This window comes from Methylobacterium sp. J-043 (assembly GCF_022829505.1).
Lineage (GTDB): Bacteria > Pseudomonadota > Alphaproteobacteria > Rhizobiales > Beijerinckiaceae > Methylobacterium > Methylobacterium extorquens_A.
This window is the reverse complement of sequence record NZ_JAKSYB010000034.1, coordinates 202,875-225,494: the sequence shown is the minus strand read 5'-3', so window position 1 is coordinate 225,494 and position 22,620 is coordinate 202,875. Positions and strand designations below refer to the sequence as shown.

Sequence of the window (22,620 nt, the reverse complement as noted above, 5' to 3'; positions counted from 1 at the left end):
GAGGCCCCCGTCGCGCTCGCGCGATGGGGGCTTGCGCAACCGCGCCGCGCGGCCCCGGACAGCGCCAGGATCAAGCCCCGCGCGCCCGGATCTCCCTGGCCTCGCCCCCCTCCACCAGCACCTCGGCCGGCATCGGGTGGCTGAGGAAGCCCGTGGGGCTCGCGGTAAGGCCATAGGCCCCCGATTGCAGCACCGCCACGAGGTCGCCCTCGGCGAGCGGCGGCAGGGGGGCGGCGCGGGCCAGCATGTCCAGCGGCGTGCAGAGCGGTCCGACCACGGCGGTGGGCGCCCGTTCCACCTCGGCCCCCTCAACCACCGCGGCAAGCGGAAAGTCGCGCTTGACGATCTGGCCGAGATTGCCGCTCGCGGCGAGATGGTGATGCATGCCGCCATCGGTGATGACGAAGCGGCTGCCGCGCGATTCCTTCACCGCCAGCACCCGCGCCACGTAGACGCCCGCCGGCCCGGTGAGGTAGCGGCCGGGCTCCAGCACCACGCGGGCGCTCGCCAGCCTCGGGTCCGCCCGCAGGGTGGCGATCAGATCGGGCAGACCGGCCCGGATCGCACCGAGATCGAGGGCGGTGTCGCCGGAGAAGTACGGGATGCCGAGGCCGCCGCCGAGATCGATCGTCTCCAGCGGCCGCCCGATCCTCCCCGCGATCCGCGCGGCAAGCCCGAGCCCGTAGGCCCACTGGCCGAGGAGGGTGTCCGCCTTCAGCCCTTGGGTGCCCGCGAACAGGTGGAGCCCGATGAGCCGCAGGCGCGGTGAGGCTTCCACCGCGTCGATGGCGGCTTCGATGTCTTCCTCGTCGAAGCCGAACGGCGAGGGCTTGCCGCCCATCCGCATCGCCCCGCCCTGCGCGGTCGCGCCGGGATTGACCCGCAGCGCCACCCGCACCCACACGCCGTGGCGCTCGGCCGCCGCTGCGACGCGATCCATCTCCTCGCGGTTTTCGAGATGGATCTCGCCGATGCCGCCGCCGATCACCCGGTCGAGGTCGGCCGCGCCCTTACCCGGACCGGCGAACAGGATCTTGTCCGCAGGGACGCCCGCCCGGATGGCGGCCTCGAACTCGGCACCGGAGGCGATCTCGGCCCCCGCCCCCTCCTCGGAGAAGACGCGGATCACCGCCGGGTTGGGGTTCGCCTTGACCGAAAAATCCACCTCCGCGAAACCGGCGAGTGCCGCGCATAGCGCCCGGTAGGTCCGGCGCATCGTGTCGGCGTCGTAGACGAAGAGCGGCGTGCCGAACTCTTGTGTCAGCTCAGTCAGCGGCAAGCCGCCGACCTGGAGCACGCCGCCCGCATCACGGATAAAATTCTCGGCGATCAGCGCGGCGGCGAGGTCGGGTGCGTCAGCCATCGGCCTAGATCTCCGCCGCCGCGCGCTCGGCAGTGAGGCGCTTGTAATCGACCTTGCCGTTGGGCGTGGTCGGCAGCGCGGCCACCGCCTCGATGGTGCGGGGCACGAGGTGGGGCGCCAGCGCGGTGCGCAAGGCCTGCAGCACGTCCGCCGTGCCCGGCGCGCCCTCGGCGGGGACGGTGACGGCATGGATACGCTGGCCGAGGCTCGGGTCGGGCAGGCCGATCACGGCGGCGGCGCGGAAGGCGCCCGTCTCCATCAAGGCCGCCTCGACCTCGGTGGGGCTCACGCGAAACCCTTGCGTCTTGATCATCGTGTCCTCGCGGCCGATGAACCGGAAGAAGCCCTCAGCATCCTCCACCACGAGGTCGCCGGAGCGGCAGACGAGATCCGGTTCGGCTCCGGGCGGCGGGAACGGGTCGGGCACCAGCACGCGGGCGGTGTCCTCGGGCCGCTTCCAGTAGCCCAGCGAGACGGTGGGGCCACGGTGGTGCAGGATGCCGGGCTCGCCGGGTCGCGCCCGGCGCCCTGCGAGGGTGATGGCGAAGATTTCGGTCTCGGGTATGGCGCGGCCGATCGAGTCCGGCCGCCAGTCGATCTCCTCCGGCGGCAGGTAGGTCGAGCGGAAGGCTTCCGTGAGGCCGTACATCAGCACGACGGCCGTATGCGGCAACCGCGCGCGCAGGCGCTCGATCGTCGGTAGCGCAAGGCTGCCGCCGGAATTGGTGATCGACCGCAGGGCCGAAAGATCCGCCTTGGCCAGATGGGGTGCTGCCCGTGTCAGCAGCGTCCACAGCGTCGGCACGCCGGCCAGCACGGTGATGCGGTGCGCCTCCAGCGCCTGCACCACGTCGTCACCGAGACGCGGCGTCAGCAGCACGATGCGCGCGCCCTGCTCGATGCTGGTGAGGAGCTGGTTGAGGCCGTAATCGAACGAGAACGGCAGCACCGAGAGAAGGCGGTCGCCGGGGCCGATGCCGAGATAGGTCCGCACGATGCGGGTGCCGGCGATCAGGTTGGCGTGGGAGAGCATCACGCCCTTGGGCAGTCCGGTCGAGCCCGAGGTGTAGAGGATCGCCGCCAACCCCTCCGGCGCCGGCTCGCCGGGTTGGAGGGCGGCGCCGTCGTCACCGGTTTCCCCGTCCAAGATTCGCAGATCCGCGAGATCATCCAGCGCGCCTTCGAGCCCAGCGGCGTGGGCGGCATCGGTCAGCAGCACCCGCGCGCCGCTATCGGCGACGATATGGTGGACCTGACGCGGGCGTAAGGATGGGTGGATCGGCACGAACACGCCGCCGGCCGCGCTGGCGGCAAAGATCGCGACGCATTCACGGATCGATTTCGGCAGCAGGATCGCGACCCGGTCGCCGGGCCGCAGGCCGTGGCGCGCCAAGCGCTCCGCCAAGGCGGCGACGCGGGCCCGAAAGGCGCCGTAGGTGAGGGTCTCGCCCCCCTCGACGATCGCGGGGGAATCGTCCGCGCCGGCTCCTTCGAGCAGGTGGTGCAGCAGCGTCGGGGCCATGGGACGGGTCAGGCGCGGATCAGACGTCGGAACGCCGGTCGTCGATGAAATGGGCCAGCGTGTCGACGCTGGCGAAGTTCGCGAGGTCGAAGCTGTCCTCGTCGACCTCGACGCCGAAGCGGTCGCCGAGATGCATCATCAGGTCGAGGATGCCGATCGAATCGAGCGCATCGCTGGTCACAAGGGAAGTCTCCCCGGTGACGGCGCCGGAGGGAAGGCCCGGGTTGCGGGCCGCGATGAAGGCGAAGATCGCCTCCCGCACGTCGGCCATCGACTGAACCACGGCTTGGATGCCCCTCGATCCGTCCTGTGCTGCTCTCGGGTTGCGGACTTAAGCCCAACGCTCGGGCAAGTCCATGGTGGGCCAGCCTAGCACACGCATTTCGGCTTCAGACTTGGGGCCAAACTCTTGGAGGCTTATTTTTCCGAGCGAAATCCCGCGCCGTGAATTGCAAACGCGAAAATCCGCGCTACGTTTGCGAGTGAGGGCCCGCGGGTGGCCGCCCGCGAGCCCTCTTATTGGACCAAGGTTACATCAGCCCGAGCGTGATGGTCACCGACCACTCACCGCTCGGGTTTTTCGTGATGGTGATCCGCAAGAGCGGTATCATCAGCACATCGCTCACCCCCTTCCCGTCTGCCTACTCACACGACAGCGGTCGGCTAAGCCGCCATAAGCTCCGCGAGCCACGGAGCCGTCGCGACAGGAAGTTTCGCGTCCAACGATGATGAGTATGGAGGCGCTTTAGCCAACTTCAACCGCTTTCATCGACTCGAGAGCGTATGTTGGGAGAGCTGTGGCAAAAATGCACTCGCCAAGCGGCGCGCGCATGCCGTCCGAACATTCGAAGTCACAGCGACAATTTTGCAACCCAAGGCGGACCGCCTCATTCCGAGATGCTGAGCGCTGTCATATTCCCAATTACCCACACGTAAAACTCATTAATTTATGACTATAAAATTCCACTGCTTTCGTTGGATATTTTAGCTTTTATCAGAACTCACGACTGAATATCGCATCCTGCCTGTCGCACCGTTATTTTGGGCTCACCTCCGGCGATGCTGAATGATAATCGCGTAGATAGGTTCAGTTGATCCAGGGTCACGACCTTGCCCTGACGGGCACATGGTCCGCGGAAGATCCCCAGGCATCGGCGGTTTAGCGCGGTCCGCTTAACCCGCGATTCACGCTGCCCCCCGAGGCTTCCCGGCATTCCTTCTCGCCCGGAGTCCTCGGCCCGTGTTCGGTTCAGCCCAGAACGGCGTCCTTCTCGCCGCCCGCCTCCTCATGGCCTCGGCCCTGCTGCCGACCGGCATCGCGCGCGCACTCAACGTCTCCGGCTTCGCGGTGACGCTGGCGGGCGCGGGCTGTCCCGCCCCCAACGCGGTCGCGACGGCCGCGGTGATCGTGCAGGTGTTCGGGCCGCTCGCGGTGATCCTCGGCGTGATGCCGCGGCTCACCGGGCTCGCCATGGCCGGTTTCGTCGCCGGCATGGCCGCCCTGCTGCACCCGTTCTGGCTCCATGCCGGGGCCGCCGCGGTGACCGAGCGCAGCTTCCTGCTCGCCGATCTCGGGCTGGCCGGCGCCTTCCTGATGTACGCGATGACCGGCCCCGGCGCCTGGAGCTGGCGCGGGATCTTCAACTCGGGCGAGGCTCCGGCGCCCGTACGCACCCCTGCCAAGGTGGCGGCCAAGGCGCCCGCGCGGCCCAAATCCGGCGGCGTCAAGCGGACGGGCGGCCGGGCTCCGGCGCGGGCTGCGGCGTAACGGGGGCAAGACTCTGAGGCGAGCCGTCAGCGGGTCTCGGCACGGCCGCAGCGACCCGTCGCTGACCCGAGACCTCCGCGCCCGCATCCGGCGCCAGCCGCCGGAACACGAAGAACGAGCCCGCCGAGACCAGAGCTACCCCGATGAAGGCGAGGGAGAAATCCTCCGCCTCGATCCCGGCATGGCCGTGCCAGGCGGCGGCGCCCTCCAGCGCCAGGGCGCCGATGGAGACGCCGAGGCTCAGGGACAATTGCTGCGCGACGCTGGCCAGACTCGTGGCCGCGCTCATCTCCCGCGATTCGAGATCGGCATAGGCGATGGCGTTGACGCAGGTGAATTGCAGCGAGCGCACGCAGCCGCCGAGCAGCAGCACGCCGACGATGATCCAGTGCGGGGTCTCGACCGTGAACAGCCCGTTGGCGGCGAGAAAGGCGGCGGCGACCAGCGCGTTCGTCACCATCACCCGGCGGAAGCCATAAGCCCGCAGGATGCGCGGGCCGACGATCTTGATGAGAAGGGCGCCGGCCGCCGCGGCGAAGGTGATGAGCCCGGAATGCAGGGGATCGAGCCCGAAGCCGATCTGCAGCATCAGCGGCAGCAGGAAGGGGATGGCGCCCGTGCCGATGCGGAACAGGCTTCCCCCCGTCACCGCCGCGCGGAAGGTGTCGTGCTTGAGTAGGTCGAGGCGGATGAGCGGATGCTTGGTGCGCTTGGCGTGGCGCAGATAGAGCCCGATGAGCGCGAGGCCGCCGGCCATGCAGCCCCAGGAGACGCCGTCCGGCAGGAGATGGCGCCCGGTCGCGGCAAAGCCCAGCATCAGCAGGGCGAGCCCGCCGCCCGAAAGCAGGAAGCCCGTCACGTCGAGCGGCGGGCGCGTCTCCTCGCGGATGTCGCCGAAATACAGGGTCGCCAGCACGATGCCGGCGAGCCCGATCGGGATGTTGATGAAGAAGATCCAGCGCCAGTCGGCATAGGTGGTGATGAAGCCGCCGAGCGGCGGCCCGAGAATCGGGCCGATCAGCGCCGGAATCGTGAGGTAGGCCAGCGCCCCGACGAGTTCGGATTTCGGCACCGAGCGCAGGATCACGAGACGGCCGACCGGCACCATCATCGCCCCGCCGACCCCCTGCACGAAGCGGGCGGCGACGAAGCCGGTGAGCGAGTTCGCGGCGGCGCAGGCGAGCGAGCCGGCCATGAACACGCACAGGGCGGCGCGAAAGACGTTGCGGGCGCCGTAGCGGTCGGCGGCCCAGCCCGAGACCGGAATGAAGATCGCCAGACTCACGAGATAGGCCGTGAGCGCCAGCTTGAGGGCGATCGGATCGACGCCGAGGCTCGCCGCGATCGCCGGCAGGGCCGTGGCGATCACCGTCGAGTCGGTGTTCTCCATGAACAAAGCGGTGGCGACGACGAGGGGGACGATCTGGGCGGGACGCATCGGCAGGGACAAGCGCGCGACGCGCCGAAGGGTTGCGCAGGCGCGCGCGTGAGGCGCGAAAGCGTTGCAGGGAGGCGACTCTATGATTCGGCGTTGCGTGGGGTTGGGATGAAACAACGTGGCTGAACGGTCACAGGCCCGCGGGATACGCGCACCGTCCCCCGCCCGATCCTTCCGGGAGTGCCGGCTTAAGGCTAGGCTTCCGCCCGAAAAGCGATGCTGTCCCGCCGGTCTCGGCAGGATGCGCGTCCCCGAGCGTCTTCCGGCGCCGGCCTCCATCCCGCGAAAGAGCCTGATGCCCCTGCGGTCGAACCTTCGTCCCGGCGTTTCCCGTCTCGCGCTCGCCGCCGCCCTGCTCGCCGGGTTGGCCGGCTGCGGCGACGTGGTGCTCACCGACGGCGGCGCCCTCTCGCGCCGCGACCAGTTCGTGGCCAGCGACGCCGTCGCCTCCGAATCCAAGCTGTTCATCGATCCGACCCTGCCGCAGACGGTACGCACCGTGCGCATCGTGCCGACGGTCTTCTCCGAGGCCGTCTCAGGCCCCGGCCTGTCGCCGGTGGAACGGCGCCTGATCGCCAACGCCGCCGACCGGGCGCTCTGCTACGACCTCTCGCTGCGCTACGACGTGGTGTCGTCGGGGCGCGCCGACCTCACGGTGCGCTCGGCGGTGACCCGGGTCGATCTCACCAACGTGCCGGCCTCCGGCGCGACCGTCGCCGCCACGACGGCGATTTCGGTGGCCGGCCAGGTCGGCGTCGGCTTCGCCAACACGATCGGCCGGATTCCGGTGCCGCGGGTGCCGATCGGGCTCGGCAGCCTGACCATCGAGTCCGAGGCGCTCGACACCCGCAACCGCCAGCGCGCGGCGATGATCTGGGCGGGCGCGGCCAACTCCTTCACCAATCAAGCCCGGTTCTCGGCCGCCAGCGATGCCTACGATCTGGCCGGCGAGTTCGGCCAGGATTTCGGCTCCTACCTCGCCACCGGCAAGGATCCGTTCAAGGGCGAGCTGCAGTTGCCCACCTATGACCGGATCCGCATCACCACGCTCGGCGAAGCGCCCCTCGACCCGGATTGCGAGGCCTTCGGCCGGGCGCCCGGCTTCGACGGCATCCTGGCCGACATGATCGGCCTGCCGCCGGAATGGACCGACAAGGGGCCGGGCGTCTCGGCGGCACGCTGAGCCCGCGTTCGATCGCCCAGGTCAACGCGGATCTCCTCTCCCCGCTCGCGGGGAGAGGGGAGAGCCCGCCTCTTCGGCCGTCTCAAGCCGCCTCGAACAGCGGCACCGGGCGCATCTCCGGCACCAGTACCACGCCCTTGTCGGTGATGCGGATCTGCGGGATCACTGCGAGCGGGATCAGGTTGAAGCCCATATAGGGGATGCTGCAGCCCGCCCGCTCCCAGGCGCGCTTGAGCGCCTTCACCTCGTCCGCCACCGCGCCCACGCGCTTGTCGGAGAGGAGGCCCGCCACCGGCAGCGTCACCATCGCGACGACTTGGCCCTCCTCGACGACGCAGACGCCGCCTTGATGCCCGGCGATGACGTCGAGGGCCACCCGCATGTCGGCTTCGTTCAGCCCCGCGACGACGAGGTTGTGCGAATCGTGGCCGACGCTGCTCGCCACCGCGCCGCGCTTCAAGCCGAAGGCCGAGAGCAGCCCGTGGGCGACGCCGCCGGAGCGGCCGTGCCGCTCGACCACCGCGACGTGGCAGAGATCGTGCGCGGCGAGCGTCGCCGCCCAATCCGCGCCGGGGGTGAGCGCGACGCGCTCATGCGTCAGCTCGATGCCCGGCAGCGTGGTGCGGATCGCGTTGACCGTGCAGGGCGCGGGCGGCAGCGCCGGGATCAGCGCGGGAACGGGATCGGGCAGGCGGACCGTGGCGTAGGCCGGCGCCGGGTAGCGGTAGGGCCGGGCCAGCGCCTCTTCGAGCCGCGGCGTCGGTTTACGGTCCTCCACAACCTGCACACCGCCGTACCACGTCGCCTGCGGGACGAGATCGTCGTTCAGGAGCACGAGGTCGGCCCGGCGCCCGCCGCCGAGGCCGCCGACCTCGCCGTCGAGGCCGTAGCGGGTGGCCCCGTGCAGCGAGCCCATCGCCCAGGCGGCGGGTTTCGGAATGCCGCGCGCCACCGCCTCGCGCACCACCCAGTCGAGGCCGAAGGCGAGGAGGTCGTCGGCGTCGCGATCGTCGGTGCAGGCACAGACCCGCTTCCAGGCGGCGCCGTACTCGGTGACGGTGCCGATCGCCTTCGGCAGCGAGTGCCAGGGCGTGGTGGGCGGCCCCCCGCGCAGGAAGATCCAGAGGCCGGCCTCCAAGAGGTCGTCGGCGATGTCGGCATCCACCGCCTCATGGGTGTCGGTGACGCCGCTCGCGGCGTAGGCCGCCACGAAGTCACGGCCGTAGACGTGACCCGAGACCGGGCGGCCCCGTTCCAGCGCGGCGCGGATGATGGCGTGCGCCCGCTCGTCCCCGGCGGCCACCGCGACGAAATCCATCTTCTCGCCGAGCCCGATCGCCTCGGGCCACGCATCGAACAGGGCGCCGATCTTCTCCGCCGTCAGGTCGCCGCCCGCGGTCTCGAGATCCGGCGTGGTGGCGGGCACCGTGCTCGGCACGGTCAGGAAGATGTTGAGGGGCGCCGCGCGGGCATCCTCCAGCATCCATTCCACGCCGTTCACGTCGAGCACGTTGCCGATCTCGTGGCTGTCGCAGACGATCGTGGTGGTGCCGTTGATCAGCGCGGCCTCGGCATAGGCGCAGGCCGTCACCATGCTGCTCTCGATGTGCAGGTGCGGATCGACCAGCCCCGGCGCGATCAGGCCGCCGCGCGCGTCGTAGCGTGGAGCGGCGCCGCGATGGTGGCCCGCCGGCTTCAACGCAGCGATGCGCCCGCCCGCGATCCAGATCTCGCGGTCGGGCAGGATGCGTTCGGAATAGGTCGAGAGCACCCGCGCACCCGTGATCACCAGATCAGGCTCGGCGCGGCCTGCGGCGACATCGGCGAGGCGCCGCGTCATTTGGGCCAGGGGCGCGACGGTGAAGCGGGTGAGGGGTTGGGCGGTCATCGGGGCCTTCCTTGCACGGCTCTCGGGCAGGACGCGCAGGCATCGTGCCACGAAAGGAAGGAAGGGTGCAGCCGCCCGTGACAGATCAGTCGTCTTCGTCCGCCGCATCCCCTGCGCCGGTCTCACCGCGGAAGCCGGTGGCCAGCACGTAGAGCTCGCTCGAATCCGCCCGGCTCGCCTGCGGCTTGACGTGGCGCACGCTGGCGAAGTCGCGCTTCAGCTCGGTCAACAGGTCGCCCTCGGTGCCGCCCTGGAACACCTTGGCGAGATAGGCGCCGCCCGGCGCCAGGATCTCGCGGGCGAAGGCGGCGGCGGTCTCGGCCAGACCGATGATGCGCAGGTGGTCGGTCTTCTTGTGGCCGGTGGTGTTGGCGGCCATGTCGGAGAGAACGAGGTCGGCCCGGCCGCCCAGCAACTCGGTCAGGCGCTCGGGGGCGGAAGGATCGAGGAAGTCGAGGGTGATGAAGGTCGCGCCCGGCATCGGCTCGATCTCGAGCAGATCGATGCCGACGATGCAGCCGCTCTCGCCGAGGATCCGCGCCGCCACCTGCGACCAGCCGCCGGGCGCCGCGCCGAGATCGACGATCCGCTGGCCAGGCTTCAAGAGCTTGAAGCGCTCGTCGATTTCGAGAAGCTTGAACGCCGCGCGGGAGCGGTAGCCCTCGCGCTTGGCGCGGGCGACGTAGGGGTCGTTGAGCTGGCGTTCCAGCCAGCGCTTCTGGGAGAGGGTGCGCCCGCGGCCGGTCTTCACCCGCTGCTTCAGGTCGCCGCGCAGGCCGCCTGTCCCGCCTCGCCGGTCGCTCATGGTCCTGTCCCCAAGCATCGGCACGCGCCGATGCGCTCGCAGCCGCAGGATGGTCCCTATCCCGCCGCAGCGAGCGCGTGAAGCCGGTATCCCGGCGCGAGCTGTGATGAGGACGGCGTAGCTCCCGGATGACGAGCGTATTTGATACGTTATAACACTACGCTCGCTACCTCGGTTCGATGAACGGACCAGGCCCCGAGGAGCGTCGGACCAGGGAGACGGGAATGATCATGGCGGATGACACGCTGGAGGCCGCTACGCGGACGGATGCGGGGGAGCGGACGGTCGGCGCCTGCCTATCCGAGGCGGGCAAGGTGCTGTTGAGATGGGCCGAGACCGTCGGAACCCGCAACGTCGATGCAGTGCTCGCGCTCTACGCCCCCGACGCCATCCTCGTGCCGACGATGTCGGACGACGTCCGGGGCCGCGAGGCTGATCGTCGGCGCTACTTCGAGATCTTTCTCGACAATGACGGCATGAGTTGCGGCGTGACCGTGCAGAAACAGCGGGTGAGCCGAAAGCTCGGCACCGTCGTGATCGGTGGACTTTACACCTTCCAGATCCGCCGCAATGGCGAGGAGACGGTGGTGCCGGCCCGGTTTCTCTTCACCTTCGAGGAAATCGACGGGCGTTGGCTGATAACGGGACACCATTCCTCAAAAGCGATCGAGGATGTCTGATACGGCGCCCACCGGATGAAAGCGGGCACCGTTTCGAGCCCGCGCGGGACATGAAGAGAAATCCCATCGCGTGAGCGCGATGGGGCCCCGCAAAGCGTCAGGTACAGATTACGAAGCGACCAACCGGATTCCGTACCAATCCGATCGACCGGCATCCGCTCTTCACGCCGTGGGCAGAGCGAGGGTCAGCCCGCGGGACGGCCCATCCCTACCGATACCGCCCGCGGCGCCAGACGCCGTCCTCGCGCATCATGTTCATGAGAAGGCCCTCGCGCAGGCCCCGGTCGGCGATGCGCAGGCGCTCGGACGGGAACACCCGGCGGATCGCCTCCAGGATGGCGCAGCCAGCGAGGACGAGGTCGGCCCGGTCGCGGCCGATGCAGGGGTTGTCGGCGCGCTGTTCGAGGCGGGTGTCGAGCAGATCCTCGATCGCGTCGCCGACCTCGTCGTCGCTCATCCAGAGGCCATCGACCCGGCGCCGCTCGTAGCGGGCGAGCCGCAGATGCATGGCCGCGAGCGTGGTCACGGTGCCCGAGGTGCCGAGCAGGTGGAAATAGGGGGCGGTGGCGGCCGCCGCAGCGCGGATCGCGAAGGGGGAGATGAGGTCGCCGACCTCCTCGACCATGCCCTCGAAGGTCCGCCGCGTCACCTCGGTGCCGCCGTGGCGCTCGGCCAGCGTCACCACGCCGACGGGCAGGGAATCCCAAGCGCGGATGCGCAAGGTCGGGTCGGTCGAGGGGTTGGCCGCCGCCCCGTCGAGCCATGCGATCTCGGTGGAGCCGCCGCCGATGTCGAAGATCACGACCGATTCCGCCCGCGGGTCGGCGAGCGCGGCGCAGCCGGTCACGGCGAGATAGGCCTCCGTCTGCCGGTCCACGATCTCGAGGTCGAGCCCGACCTCGGCGCGCACCCGCGCCACGAACTCGGCACCGTTGACGGCAAGCCGGCACGCTTCGGTGGCGATGACCTTGGAGCGGGCCACCGCACGGGACTTCATCTTGCCCCGGCAGATGCGCAGGGCCTCCACCGTGCGCTCGATCGCCGCCTCGGTGAGGCGGTTGGAATTGCCCAGTCCCTCGCCGAGCCGGACGATGCGGGAAAAGGCGTCGATCACCCGGAAGCCGTTGGGCGTCGGCTCGGCGACGAGCAGGCGGCAATTGTTGGTGCCGAGATCGAGCGCGGCATAGGCGTCGCGGCGGCCGTGACGACCGGTCTCGTAGCGGGGGGGGAAGCTCTCGATCGGGCGTCCGCCCGTGACCGTGCGGGAGCCCTCCCGCGATGTCTGCGGGTCGGCGGTGGGGCGGGCCGACACGGCGGCGGCGCTCTCATCCCTCATCGACGCGACCGAACTTCCTGGCGATGCGACCCGGCAAGGCACCGAGCCGTCGTGGCACCAAGGCTACAGGCGTTATTCAGGAACTGCAAAGGCTGGATGGCCGACGTTACACGATTTGCCGCATGGATTGTGCCCGGATGAAATTCGTCCGTGACCTTTCTCAGCCTGGATCCCGCTGCGGCTTCGGCGCTCCGCCCACCGCGTAGCTGCGCCCCTTCCATACCGCCCGGCCGGCCCGTCCCGGGCGCAGCAGCACGTTCCACTGGATCGCCAGCGCCGTGCCGACGGTGGCCGGGTGCAGGAGGATCGTCGCGAGCGGCTCGGCGACCCTCAGCGTGATCGCCGCCCGCGTCGCGAGCGAGACGACGACGACGGCCCCGGCCAAGACGGCGGGCGTGCCGGCGCCCAGCACCAGGGCGGCGGCGAGAACGAGCCAGGGCAGGATATGGCCGCCGAACAGCAGCACCGTCCAGACCGGGAGTGCGGCGGGCGTCGCCATGCCCTCATGCGCGTTCTTCGAGAAGCCGGCCCAGCTCTGGGGAAAATCCCGGTACATCCGGCAGGCGGCGAGCGCGTGGCCCGCGACGAGATCGGTGCGTAAGCCCTGCTCGCGGAACAGCCGCGGCAGGCGCACGCCATCGTGCAGCGAAGTGCGGATCGCGCCGTGGCCGCCGGTGGCGGCATAGGCGTCGCGCGCGATCAGGATCATCTGCCCGCAGGCGGCGCCGAGCGCGGTGCGGGGCGAGGCGCGCATCAGGGCGATCGGCAGGTAGCCGAGCAGCAGGAAATCGATCATCGGCACGGTCAGGCGCTCGCCCAGGGTCTCCATCACCTGCCGGGGCACGCCGCTGACGAGATCGGCACCGCTCCTGACGGCATGGGCGGCCAGCGCCGCCGCGCCCTCGGGCGCCAGCGTTACGTCGGCATCGAGGAACAGCAGGCGCTCGCCGCGCGCCGCCTCGGAGAGGGCGGTGCAGGCGTGGTTCTTGCCGGTCCAGCCCTCGGGCAGGGCGGGCACGGAAATCAGCCGCAGGCGCGGATCGGTGCGGGCGATGCGCGTAACGATTTCGGCGGTCGCGTCGGTCGAGTGGTCGTCGCCGACGATGACCTCGACCGGGACGCCGCGGCTCGCGAGTGCGGCCCGCACCGTACCCTCGATCACGGCGGCCTCGTTGCGGGCGGGGATCAGGATCGAGACGAGCCCGTCGCTCGGTGTGGGTTCGGGGCTGCGCAGGATCGCGAGGTTGACCGCCGCGAGGCCCGCCGGGAGCAGGGCCAGCGCAAGGGCTGCGAGCGCGAGGAGGGTGAGTGTCATCGGGTCCGCGTCTCCTCGGCGTCGCCGTCCCGGTGCCCCGGCTCGAAGCGGCGGCCGGTCAGCAGGGCCGCGAACCGCCGCCAGCCGTCATACACGCCGCCGACCCCGCGCCGACCCGCCAGCAGCGTCTCGAACCGGGCGGAGTCGCGGGCGATCACGTCCGCCGAGAGCCGGTCGAGGGTGGCAGTCAACGCCGCCTCCATCCGGGCGAGGCGCTCGGGGCGGGGCAGTTCGAGCAATTCGGCGGAGGTGAGCGGCGCGCCGAAGGCGAGGAAGGCTTCCGCCCCGCGCTCGTCCCAGAAGGCGTATTCCACGGCAAGCGGCAGGAAGGTCGCCTCGGGCGCGATCTCCGCGAGCCGCGCGACGCCGGGCTTCAACCCGAGGGGGCGGGTCCGCACGTCGGCGAAGCGCCCCTGGGCGGTGATCCAGAGGACGCGGTCGGGTCGCGCGAGGATCGCACGGGAGGCGGACAGGAATTGCGCGCCGCCCCGCGCGCTGTCGAGATCAACGGGGAAGGCGCCCATCTTCCGGAAGATGCCGTACTTCTCCAGCATCGCGGCCTCGATCGGCGCGAAGCTCTCGCGCCCCGGAAACAGCCGGTCGGTGGCCACGACCAGCACCGCCGCGTCCCACCACGAAGGATGGTTGGCGTAGATCACCAACGGCGCCGCGTCCGTGATACCGGCCGGAACGCCCCAGCGCGCGAGGCGCAGGGCGTTCAGATGGCGCCGGACGAAGCGGTCGAAATAAGCGGCCATGAACCGCCAGAGCGGGGCCGAGCGCTCGGGCGGCAGCGGTTTCGCCCGTACCATGACGGAGTGACTCAGGCGGTCTTGCGCAGCTCCGGTTCCCCGCTGCCGCGCAGATCCTGATCGAGGGCGTCGGCGGCGATCCAGCCGGACATCATCACCATCGGCATGCCCGGCCCCGGATGGGCGGCGCCGCCCGCGAGGTAAAGGCCGCGCACCTCCCGCGAGCGGTTGCCGGGCTTGAACGCGCCCATCATACGCCCGTGCGAGGCCAGCCCGTAGATCGCGCCGTTGAGCACCTTGTAGCGGTCGTGGATGTCCTGCGGGGTGAGATGACGCTCGACGACGATGCGCTCCTCGAGGTCCGGCATGCCGCCGGTGCGCTTGAGCTTCTCCAGGATCGTCCGGCGATAGGCCGGAAACATCTTCGACCAATCGTGGTGCGGCCGCAGATACGGCGTGTGGACGAGGACGTAGAGCGCCTCGCCGCCCTCCGGCGCCACGCTCGGATCGGTGGAGGAGGGGGCGGCGAGATAGGCGGTCGGGTCGGGGGCCGGCTCGCCCTTGCGGTAGATGAAGTCGAACTCCTCCTCCGGGTCGCGGGAGAAGACGAAATCGTGGTGGTTCAGGTGCTCGTAGCGCTTGTTCAGCCCGAGATAGAGCACCACGCCGGAGCAGGCCGGCTCGAAGGACTTCTTCTCGTAGGTTTTGCCGACCTCGCCGCCGACGAGTTCGCGGTAGGTGCGCACCGAATCCATGTTGGAGATCACGGCGTCGTAAGGCGTGATGCCGTCGCGGGTGCGCAGGCCGCGGAGCTGGCCCGCGGCAATGTCGAGGCCCAGCACCTCGTCGGCAGGCTTCATCGTGGCGCCGAGTTCGGTGGCGAGCCGCATCAGCCCCTCGGCGACCGCGCGGGTGCCGCCCATCGGGTACCACACGCCTTCGGCCGTCTGCATGTGGGCGATGGCGCAGAGCACCGCCGGCGCACCGTAGGGCGAGGAGCCGACATACTGCACGAAGTGGTCGAGCATCTGGGCGAGGCGCGCATCCTTCACCTTGCCGCGGATCGTGCTCGCGACGGTGGCGTGCATACGCAGGGACAGCACATCGCGGAGCGTGCCGGGGTTCATGTTGGCGCGGATATCGATCGTATCGAACAGATCCTGCACCGCCTTCCAGAAGAAGAACCGCTCCGAGACGCCGTGCAGATGCTCGGAGACCGCGATGAACTTCTTGTAGCCGTCGCCCACCCCTTGGCCGGGCGCGAACCGGTCCATGGAGGCGGCCATGGCGTCCACGTCCTCGATCAGGTCGACGCGCGAGCCGTCATCGAAGAAGCAGCGCCATTGCGGGTCGAGGCGGCGCAGATCCATGTAATCGTGCACCGAGCGCCCGGCCTCGGAGAAGATGCGCTCCAGCACCCGCGGTACGGTGAGGATGGTCGGGCCCATGTCGAAGCGGAAGCCGCCCTCGTGCAGAACCGCCGCCTTGCCGCCCATCCAGTCGTTCTTGTCGTAGACCGTGACGCGATGGCCGCGCGCGGCCGCCACGCAGGCCGAGGCCAACCCACCGAGCCCGCTTCCGACGACCGCGACCGAAGAACCCTGGCTCATTGGAAACGCGTCTCCCGCGCGGCCTGAAAGGAAGGCCGACAAAGCAAAGCTAGATGCGCAGCAGGGCGGGTCAACGTGCCACCCGGTCGCGCTCGGTCCATTCCACGCCGCGGGCTGTGGACAGAGACGCGAGAAAATTGCCGATTTCCCGGCGCCGCTGCCCGGATTCGAGCACGTCCGCGCCGATTCCGAGACGCCAGGCGCGATGGCGGCGGGCGGCGCCCTCGCTCCCGTCGAGATCCGAAATCTCGCCCGCATAGGCTTCGACCGCGGCGGGATCGGCGGCCAGCCCGGCGGAGACGACGTCCTCAGCGCTCAGGCGCAGCATCGCGGCGAGTTCGTCGAGGTCGGTTTCCGGGTGGTACTGCGTGCCCCAGAACAGCCCACGCCCGTAGCGAATCTCGATCGCCTGCACGTCGAGCACGGCGTTCGCCGCGAGCACCCGCGCACCGGACGGCGCGCCGACGACCGCATCGCAATGGATCGCGGGCGCGTCCCAGGCCGGTGCGCGACCGGCCAGCAGCGGGTGGGCGGCTCCGTCTCCCGTGGCGGTGAGGCGCCGGGCGAAACCGTATTCCGGCCCGCGCGGGTTCTCGCCGACATCCCCGCCCGCGATCGCCGCGGCGACCTGCATGCCCCAGCACGAGCCGAAGACCGGCAACCCGGCCTCCAGCGCCGCGCGCATCAGGTCGAGTTGGCGCCGCACCGCCGGCCCGCCATCGGCGAGCCGCAGGGTGGAGCCGGTGAGCACCATCCCGTCGAACCCGGCGAGATCGGACCCGATCCCGGCCTCGGCATCGGCGGGGTTCACCAGCGTGCAGGCCGCCTCGGGTGCGAGGTCGGCGACCACGGCGGCAAAGGCCTGCGAGGTGGTCCGACCGACGGCGGCCTCGCGCTTCGCACGGCCGTCGCGGTCGTTGCCGTCGGCGATCAGCAGGCGCAGCATCGCATTGGTCATGGGGTTGGGGCGGCTCCGAAGGCATCGGGCAAGAAGGCATCCGGCAAGCGTGCCTGCGGATGAGACCGAAGGCCCTGCCCGATCTGCCCGGCGCCGTCGCGGAGACGGGTCGCCACGGGTCAATCCGCCTCAGACCGTCCTCCGGCCCACCACTCCTACGGCCACCGCCAGCCCCGCCACCGCCAGGCCCGCGAGCACACCCCAGGCCGGCAGAGCGGCGGAGACACCCTCGCCGAGGGCGGCCTGGTAAGCCTCGATCGCCCAGGCGTTGGGCGTGAGCCAGCCGGCCTGCTGCAGCCAGGGGGGCATGAGGAAGCGGGGCACCATGCTGCCGCCGACCGCCGAGAGCAGCAGTACGCCGAAGGTCGCGGCCAGATGCGCCTGCTGGCGGGTGGCCGAGAGCGCGCAGGCGGCGAGCGCAAGGCCGGCCGCCATGGCGGAAACGAGGATCGAGGTGACGAGCCAGCCGATCCAGTGGCCGGAGACATCGACGCCGTGCAGCAGAGCGGCGGCGGAAAAGATCAGCCCGGCCTGGACCACGCCCTGGCCGAGCAGGAACAGGAATTTGCCCAGCACGATCACGGGCAGGCCGCCGGGGCCGGCGGCGAGGCGGTCGGCCAGCCCGCCCTCGCGCTCGTCCACCAGGGAGAGCGCCCCCTGCATCGCCGCGAACAGCAGGAACACGGCGGCGATGGCGCCCGCGTAGTAGCTCACCCGCTCGTTGCCGCGCCCGCTCGCGGTGGTGCGGGTCTCGACGAGACGGGTGAAGGAGAACGGCTCCTTCTTCGCCCGCTGCTCGGCGAAGGCCTCGTCGAGGAAGGCGCGCTCGTCCGGCCCGATCTTGCCGGAGCGCTCGACGTCCGCGACGATGCGCGAGAGCACGACATCGGGCAGGGCGTCGTTGAGGGCGCGCTGAAGCTGGCCCAGCGCGATCGGCGTGGCGAGCGCCCGCGACGGGCTCTCGATCAGCAGCACCGGCTGGCGCGCCGCCGCGCTCCCCTTGTCCGTGCCGGCGGGCGCTGCGAGGTCGCTGCGCAGCACCAGAGCCACATCGACTTCGCCCCGGCGCACGGCGCGGACGGCCGCCGCCTCGTCCGCCACGTCAAGGCGGGCGATGCGCAAGGACGGCTCGGCCTCCAGCGCGGTCACGAGGCGTTGCGTGGTGGCGGTGCCCGCGAGGTCGGCAAGCCCGAGATGGATGCGGATGCGGTCGCCGATCGCGCCGGAAAAGATCGCCGCGAAAATCGCGAAGATGACGGTCGGCAGCACAAAGGCCATGGTCAGCGCCGCGCGGTCGCGCACGAGCGAGAGCCACATCACACGGAACGCCGCCGCGATCACGCCGCCGTCTCCAGGCCCGAACGGTCGGTGAGACTGTCGCGGTAGAGGGTTTCCAGGCCGGGGCGGCGCACGCGGATCTCGGCGACCGGCACGCCGGCTCCCCGCAGGGCGGCGAGCAGAGCTGCGCCGTCGAGCCCGCCGACGGCACCGTGGTCGGCGCGCCAGATGCGCGCGTCGCCTGCGAGCGGCGAGAAGCCGGATCGCCGCAGGGCCGCCTCGGCGGCGTCCGGGAGGCTCTCCAGCACCGCCTCGTGCTCGGGCGGGGCGGCCTCGAGCGGGCGCATCAGCGCCGGCAGGGCGCCTTCGAGCCGGACCCGCCCGTCGGCCAGGATAGCGACGCGGTCCGCAAGGCGCTCGGCTTCGGAGAAATCGTGGGTGCTGACGACGAGCCCAGCGCCACCCGCGCGCAAGGTCGCCAGCACCGCGTGGATCGCTGCGCGGGCGTCGAGATCGACGCCCTGCGTCGGCTCGTCGAGCAGGATCAGGTCGGGCTCGCCGAGCAAGCTCACGGCGATGTTGACCCGGCGCTGGTAGCCGCCCGAGAGCGTGGCGACGAGCCGCCCCGCCACCTCGGCCAGCGCACAGCGCCCGATCGCCGCCGCGACCGCCTCGCGCCGCTCCCCGCGCTTCAGGCCGGCGAGCCGGGCGAACACGTCGAGATTCTCCGCGACGGTGAGGCGGGGATAGAGCGCGATCTCCTGCGGCACGAAGCCGATCCGCTTGCGGGTCGCGCGGTCGGCATGGGGATCGCCGTCGAGAATGCGAACGCGTCCGGCATCGGGCTTGAGCCGCCCGGCCAGCAGGCGGATCAAGCTGGTCTTGCCAGCCCCGTTCGGCCCGAGAAGGGCCAGCGTCGTGCCGCGGACGAGGGTGAGGTCGAGCCCGCGCAGGGCCGGACGGCCGCGATAGGCGAGGGCGGCGCCCTCGACGGAGACGAGGGGCGGGGCCTTGCTGTCCATCATCCGCCCGTCAGCGCCGCGGCAGGGGACGGGCGATACGGATCCGTACGGCAGCGCCGGGTTCGCGCAGGGCGAAGCTCGCGCTGGCAAAGTCCGGCCGGGCCCGGCGCGCGACCGCGCCGGAGAAACCGTAAGGCTCCAGCGGCAGGCCGAGCCCGGTGCGATCGAGCCGGCCGTTGCCGTTCTCGTCCTGAAAGGCGGCGACCGCCCAGACGCCCGCGGGCACGTCGGTGAAGACGAAGCGCTCGGCCGCAGCGCGGGCCGGAACGCTCCGGCCGATCGGGCAGGCGGCCTCGCTCAGCCCGCCCTGACACAGGGTGACGTAGACTTCGCCTGCCCCCGGCTCGGCGCCCTCGACGATCACCTCCACGCTCGCCGCCCGCGCCGAACCCGCAAGGGCGGCCAGCACGGCGAGCCCCGGGAGAAGCGCCGCCCGCATCAGCTCGGGTCGCCCTGCGTGGCGAGCGGCGAGGTCGTCGGCAGGTCCGCCAGGATCGCGGGCGCCTTCTCCTTGGCGAGATCCTCGATCAGGAGCCGGGCCGAGATGCGCGCACCCTCGTAGATCACGGGAAGGCCCGAGCCCGGATGGGTGCCGCCGCCGACGAGGTAGAGCCCCGGCCCGAAGCGGTTATGGGGCCGGAACCACAGCATCTGCATGAGGTCGTGGGCGAGGTTGAAGGTTGCGCCCTCGTGCACGGCGAACTCGTCGCGCCAATCGCGGGGATCGACCACGCGCTCGTAGCGGATGCGGCTCTCGATGTCGGGAAGGCCGAGAAGCTTCAGGCGCTCCAGAATCAGCTTGCGATAGCTCGGGCCGACCGCCTCCCAATCGATGCCCGCCTTCAGGTTCGGCACCGGCACCAGCACGTAGAGGGCGGTGTGGCCGGGGGGCGCCATGCCGCCATCGGTGAAGCCGGCGTGCTGCACGTAGATCGAAGGCTCCATCGGCAGCGTGCCGCCGGTGATCTCCTTGATGTTGCGCTCGTATTCCTTGGACAGCAGGATGGTGTGGTGGCCGAGACTCTCGGGCATTTTGCCCTCCAGCCCCAAGTAGAGCATGAACGTCGAGCAGGAGAGCCGGGCCTTGGCGATCTTGGCATCGCGCCAGCGCGGGCGGCGCTTCTCCGGCACGAGATCAGGCATCACCTTGGCGAAGTCGCCGTTCACGACGACCGCGTCGGCCTTCAGCGTCTCGCCGCCGACGACCACGCCGCAGGCGCGCTTGCCCTCGAACAGGATCCGCTCGACCGATTGCCCGAGGCGGATGTCGACGCCCATGCGGCGGGCCAGCCCCGCCATCGCCTCCGAGACCGCGCCGCAGCCGCCGACCGGGTGGTAGACCCCGTGCTCGTATTCAAGGAACGAGAGGATCGTGAACAGGCTAGGGCAGCGGAAAGGGCTCATCCCGAGATATTTGGTCTGGAACGAGAAGGCGAGGCGCACCCGCGGGTCGGCGAAGTAGCGCTTGAGATCCCGGTCCACGCTGCGGCCGGGATGAAGATGGGGCAGGGCCGCCAGCATGGCCGGGCTCGCCATCGATAGAAAATTGTCGAAGGGCTGCTCCAGCACCGGTTTGAAGTAGTTCAGCTTGGTCCGGTTCTCTTCGAAGAATTTCTCGACGTTCTCGGCATCGGCGGGTGCGAGGCGGGCGATCTCGGCCTTCAGCCGCGGCACGTCGCCGGTGGCACGGATCTGACCCGAGACGCTGCCCTCACCCTCGAAGACGAGGTTGTATTGCGGGTCGAGCCGCTCCAGCCGGACATGGTCCTCCAGGCGCTCGCCGCAGGATTCGAAGATGTCGGCGAGGATCTGCGGATAGAGGAAGAAGGTCGGGCCGATGTCGAAGCGGTAGCCGCCCGGCGCCTCGACCGTCTTGGTGCGTCCGCCGACTTGGGCATCCTTCTCAATCAGCGTGACGTGCAGTCCGGCCTTGGCCAGGAGCAGCGCAGTGGCCAGCCCGCCGGGGCCGGCCCCGACGACGATGGTGCGGCGGCCCGACAGGGTACGCAAACCTTCCCGCGACTGCAGCAACGCCCCAAGACTCCCAACCTGACATCGTCGGCGCAATCTTGGCCGGAAGCGGGCCAGGGGCAAGAGGCACGGATTGTCGCGTGCCGCCGGTCTCAACAGGTTCCGGCCATCGATCGGCCGAAACCGTCCGCGTTCAGGGCCGTCGCCGACGAAGCGGGAGCACGGCGGCCGCGCCGATCTGCGGGCCGGTCTCGGCATCGAGATCGGGCACGGCGATGATCGGCGCGCCGCGCAGATCCCGGCGCATGACGATGGCGCCGCGCTCCTCGAGATAGCCGAGCATGCGCCGGGCGCGGCCCGCCGAGGAGGTGCCGTAGGCCTCCGCGAGCGCCGCGTCGGACGGGCAGGGGGAGCCTTCGAGCGCCGTGCGGGCGATGAGCAGGAACAGCCCGGCCAAATCCTCCGGCAGGCCGGCGGCGATCCCCTGCGCCCGCTCCCAGCCGGGTCCTTCCGCGGTGGCCCCCTGGACGCCGGCCCGCGCCACGGCGAGCCGCCGCTTGAACTCGGGCAGCCCCATCGCCTCGCCGCCGATCCGGCGGATGCGGCAGCGGACGGTGAAGTCCTGGTAGAGGGTGGCGGGCGTGCAGGCGGCCGCATCCGAATCCGCGAGCACCGAGGCGAGGATTTCGGCCATCGCCACCTCGCGCTCGGCCGGGTCCATCGGCTCCTCCTCCGGCAGATCCTCGCGCACCGGCGGGCGGTAATTGGCGAGCTGGACCAGCACGTCGGGGCCGGGCGCGCGCACGGGCTTGGGCCGGGGGCTGAGCAGCGGCCGGGCCTCCTCCTCGGCCGACGCCGTCATGATCAAGGCGCGTGCCTCCTCGCCCATGGTGGGCAGGGGGAGCAAGTCGGGGGCGGCGTTGCGGCTCTCGGTCACCGTCGGGCCGATGGCGATGGGCAGCGGGCGCTTCGAGAGTGCGGGACCCAGGCCGACGAAATGCCCGCGGGCGAGGTCGCGGAACATCTCGGCCCCGCGGCGGTCGATGCCGAGCAGGTCGGCGGCGCGCGCCATGTCGATGTCGAGGAAGGTGCGACCCATCAGGAAGTTCGAGGCTTCCGCCGCGACGTTCTTGGCGAGCTTGGCCAGACGCTGCGTGGCGATGATGCCGGCCAAGCCCCGCTTTCGCCCGCGGCACATCAGGTTGGTCATGGCGCCGAGCGACAGGCGGCGGGCCTCGTCGGAGACCTCGCCCGCGGCGGCCGGGGCGAAGAGCTGCGCCTCGTCCACCACCACGAGCATCGGGTACCAGAGCGAGCGGTCGGCATCGAACAGCCCGCCGAGGAAGGCGGCGGCAGCGCGCATCTGGTCCTCGGCGTCGAGCCCTTCGAGGGACAGCACGACGGAGACCCGGTGCTCGCGCACGCGGGCGGCGATGCGCAGCAATTCAGCCTCGTTGCCGTCTGCCTCGACCACGACGTGGCCGTAGCGTTCGGCCAGCGTGACGAAATCGCCCTCGGGGTCGATGATCGCCTGCTGCACGAGGCCCGCGCTCTGTTCGAGCAGGCGGCGCAACAGGTGCGACTTGCCCGAACCGGAATTGCCCTGGACGAGGAGACGCGTCGCCAGCAGTTCGGTGAGGTCCATCGTCCCGGGCCTATCGCCGGCCCGCCCCAGATCGATCTCGTAGCCCATCCCGTACCCCGCTGGCGCCCGCTGCTTCTAACATGCGC

At 70.6% G+C, this 22,620-nt stretch carries 19 protein-coding genes; 3 read left to right on the top strand and 16 right to left on the bottom strand.

What is annotated here, in order from left to right; translation table 11 throughout:
• Window positions 1-70 precede the first annotated feature (70 nt).
• The 3 genes from MKK50_RS07755 to MKK50_RS07745 are packed head-to-tail and all read right to left on the bottom strand — an operon-like array spanning window position 71 to window position 3,156.
• On the bottom strand, window positions 71-1,363 hold the full coding sequence (locus MKK50_RS07755; protein WP_499021523.1) for a type III PLP-dependent enzyme: 1,293 nt from the start codon (window positions 1,361-1,363) through the stop codon (window positions 71-73).
• 4 nt (window positions 1,364-1,367) lie between these two features.
• Window positions 1,368-2,885, bottom strand: a complete 1,518-nt coding sequence (locus MKK50_RS07750) for an AMP-binding protein (RefSeq protein ID WP_499021522.1) — start codon at window positions 2,883-2,885, stop codon at window positions 1,368-1,370.
• Between the two features lie 19 nt (window positions 2,886-2,904).
• The gene (locus MKK50_RS07745; RefSeq protein ID WP_003602486.1) at window positions 2,905-3,156 is read right to left on the bottom strand and encodes an acyl carrier protein; all 252 of its coding nucleotides are present in this window, start codon (window positions 3,154-3,156) and stop codon (window positions 2,905-2,907) included.
• A gap of 969 nt (window positions 3,157-4,125) precedes the next feature.
• Between MKK50_RS07745 and MKK50_RS07740 the strand changes: the two genes are divergently transcribed.
• Window positions 4,126-4,653: a DoxX family protein gene (locus tag MKK50_RS07740; protein WP_499021521.1), complete on the top strand. Its 528-nt coding sequence runs from the start codon at window positions 4,126-4,128 to the stop codon at window positions 4,651-4,653.
• Here the strand turns inward: MKK50_RS07740 and MKK50_RS07735 are convergent.
• Window positions 4,610-6,091 carry an MFS transporter gene (locus tag MKK50_RS07735; protein ID WP_499021604.1) on the bottom strand — a complete coding sequence of 494 codons (1,482 nt, stop codon included), beginning with the start codon at window positions 6,089-6,091 and terminating at the stop codon, window positions 4,610-4,612. The genes MKK50_RS07740 and MKK50_RS07735 overlap by 44 nt on opposite strands.
• A 295-nt stretch (window positions 6,092-6,386) precedes the next feature.
• Between MKK50_RS07735 and MKK50_RS07730 the strand changes: the two genes are divergently transcribed.
• A complete protein-coding gene (locus MKK50_RS07730; RefSeq protein WP_253370717.1) occupies window positions 6,387-7,274 on the top strand; it encodes a DUF3313 domain-containing protein in 888 nt (295 codons plus the stop codon).
• A gap of 82 nt (window positions 7,275-7,356) precedes the next feature.
• Here the strand turns inward: MKK50_RS07730 and MKK50_RS07725 are convergent, their stop codons facing one another.
• Complete coding sequence (locus tag MKK50_RS07725; protein WP_499021519.1) at window positions 7,357-9,162, bottom strand: adenine deaminase C-terminal domain-containing protein; 1,806 nt, start codon at window positions 9,160-9,162, stop codon at window positions 7,357-7,359.
• An 85-nt stretch (window positions 9,163-9,247) separates the two neighbouring features.
• A complete protein-coding gene (locus MKK50_RS07720) occupies window positions 9,248-9,967 on the bottom strand; it encodes an RlmE family RNA methyltransferase (protein WP_499021517.1) in 720 nt (239 codons plus the stop codon).
• Window positions 9,968-10,197: 230 nt separating this feature from the next.
• Here MKK50_RS07720 and MKK50_RS07715 point away from each other — a divergent pair, with 230 nt between their 5' ends.
• Window positions 10,198-10,647 (top strand): DUF4440 domain-containing protein, encoded by a 450-nt coding sequence (locus MKK50_RS07715; protein ID WP_499021516.1) that lies wholly within the window; start codon window positions 10,198-10,200, stop codon window positions 10,645-10,647.
• 208 nt (window positions 10,648-10,855) lie between these two features.
• On the opposite strand, the gene MKK50_RS07710 is transcribed toward MKK50_RS07715, so the two are convergent.
• The 10 genes from MKK50_RS07710 to MKK50_RS07665 all read right to left on the bottom strand — a co-directional run bounded on the left by MKK50_RS07710 (window position 10,856) and on the right by MKK50_RS07665 (window position 22,582).
• Window positions 10,856-11,983: a Ppx/GppA phosphatase family protein gene (locus MKK50_RS07710; RefSeq protein WP_060770772.1), complete on the bottom strand. Its 1,128-nt coding sequence runs from the start codon at window positions 11,981-11,983 to the stop codon at window positions 10,856-10,858.
• 160 nt (window positions 11,984-12,143) lie between these two features.
• Window positions 12,144-13,298: a glycosyltransferase family 2 protein gene (locus MKK50_RS07705; RefSeq protein ID WP_499021515.1), complete on the bottom strand. Its 1,155-nt coding sequence runs from the start codon at window positions 13,296-13,298 to the stop codon at window positions 12,144-12,146.
• Window positions 13,295-14,110 carry a lysophospholipid acyltransferase family protein gene (locus MKK50_RS07700; RefSeq protein ID WP_499021514.1) on the bottom strand — a complete coding sequence of 272 codons (816 nt, stop codon included), beginning with the start codon at window positions 14,108-14,110 and terminating at the stop codon, window positions 13,295-13,297. The genes MKK50_RS07705 and MKK50_RS07700 overlap by 4 nt, the downstream gene beginning before the upstream one ends.
• Window positions 14,111-14,121: 11 nt before the next feature.
• On the bottom strand, window positions 14,122-15,660 hold the full coding sequence (locus MKK50_RS07695) for a phytoene desaturase family protein (RefSeq protein WP_253370704.1): 1,539 nt from the start codon (window positions 15,658-15,660) through the stop codon (window positions 14,122-14,124).
• Between the two features lie 70 nt (window positions 15,661-15,730).
• Entirely contained in the window at window positions 15,731-16,618 is an 888-nt protein-coding gene (locus tag MKK50_RS07690) for a type 1 glutamine amidotransferase (protein ID WP_499021512.1), read from the bottom strand.
• A 129-nt stretch (window positions 16,619-16,747) separates the two neighbouring features.
• Window positions 16,748-17,959 (bottom strand): ABC transporter permease, encoded by a 1,212-nt coding sequence (locus MKK50_RS07685; RefSeq protein WP_499021511.1) that lies wholly within the window; start codon window positions 17,957-17,959, stop codon window positions 16,748-16,750.
• The gene (locus MKK50_RS07680; RefSeq protein ID WP_499021509.1) at window positions 17,956-18,921 is read right to left on the bottom strand and encodes an ABC transporter ATP-binding protein; all 966 of its coding nucleotides are present in this window, start codon (window positions 18,919-18,921) and stop codon (window positions 17,956-17,958) included. The genes MKK50_RS07685 and MKK50_RS07680 overlap by 4 nt, the downstream gene beginning before the upstream one ends.
• Before the next feature lie 7 nt (window positions 18,922-18,928).
• Complete coding sequence (locus MKK50_RS07675) at window positions 18,929-19,357, bottom strand: DUF2141 domain-containing protein (protein WP_499021507.1); 429 nt, start codon at window positions 19,355-19,357, stop codon at window positions 18,929-18,931.
• Window positions 19,357-20,949 carry a phytoene desaturase family protein gene (crtI, locus tag MKK50_RS07670; RefSeq protein ID WP_499021506.1) on the bottom strand — a complete coding sequence of 531 codons (1,593 nt, stop codon included), beginning with the start codon at window positions 20,947-20,949 and terminating at the stop codon, window positions 19,357-19,359. Before crtI ends, MKK50_RS07675 begins: the two co-directional genes overlap by 1 nt.
• 133 nt (window positions 20,950-21,082) lie before the next feature.
• Entirely contained in the window at window positions 21,083-22,582 is a 1,500-nt protein-coding gene (locus MKK50_RS07665; protein WP_499021505.1) for a helicase HerA domain-containing protein, read from the bottom strand.
• Window positions 22,583-22,620 lie beyond the last annotated feature (38 nt).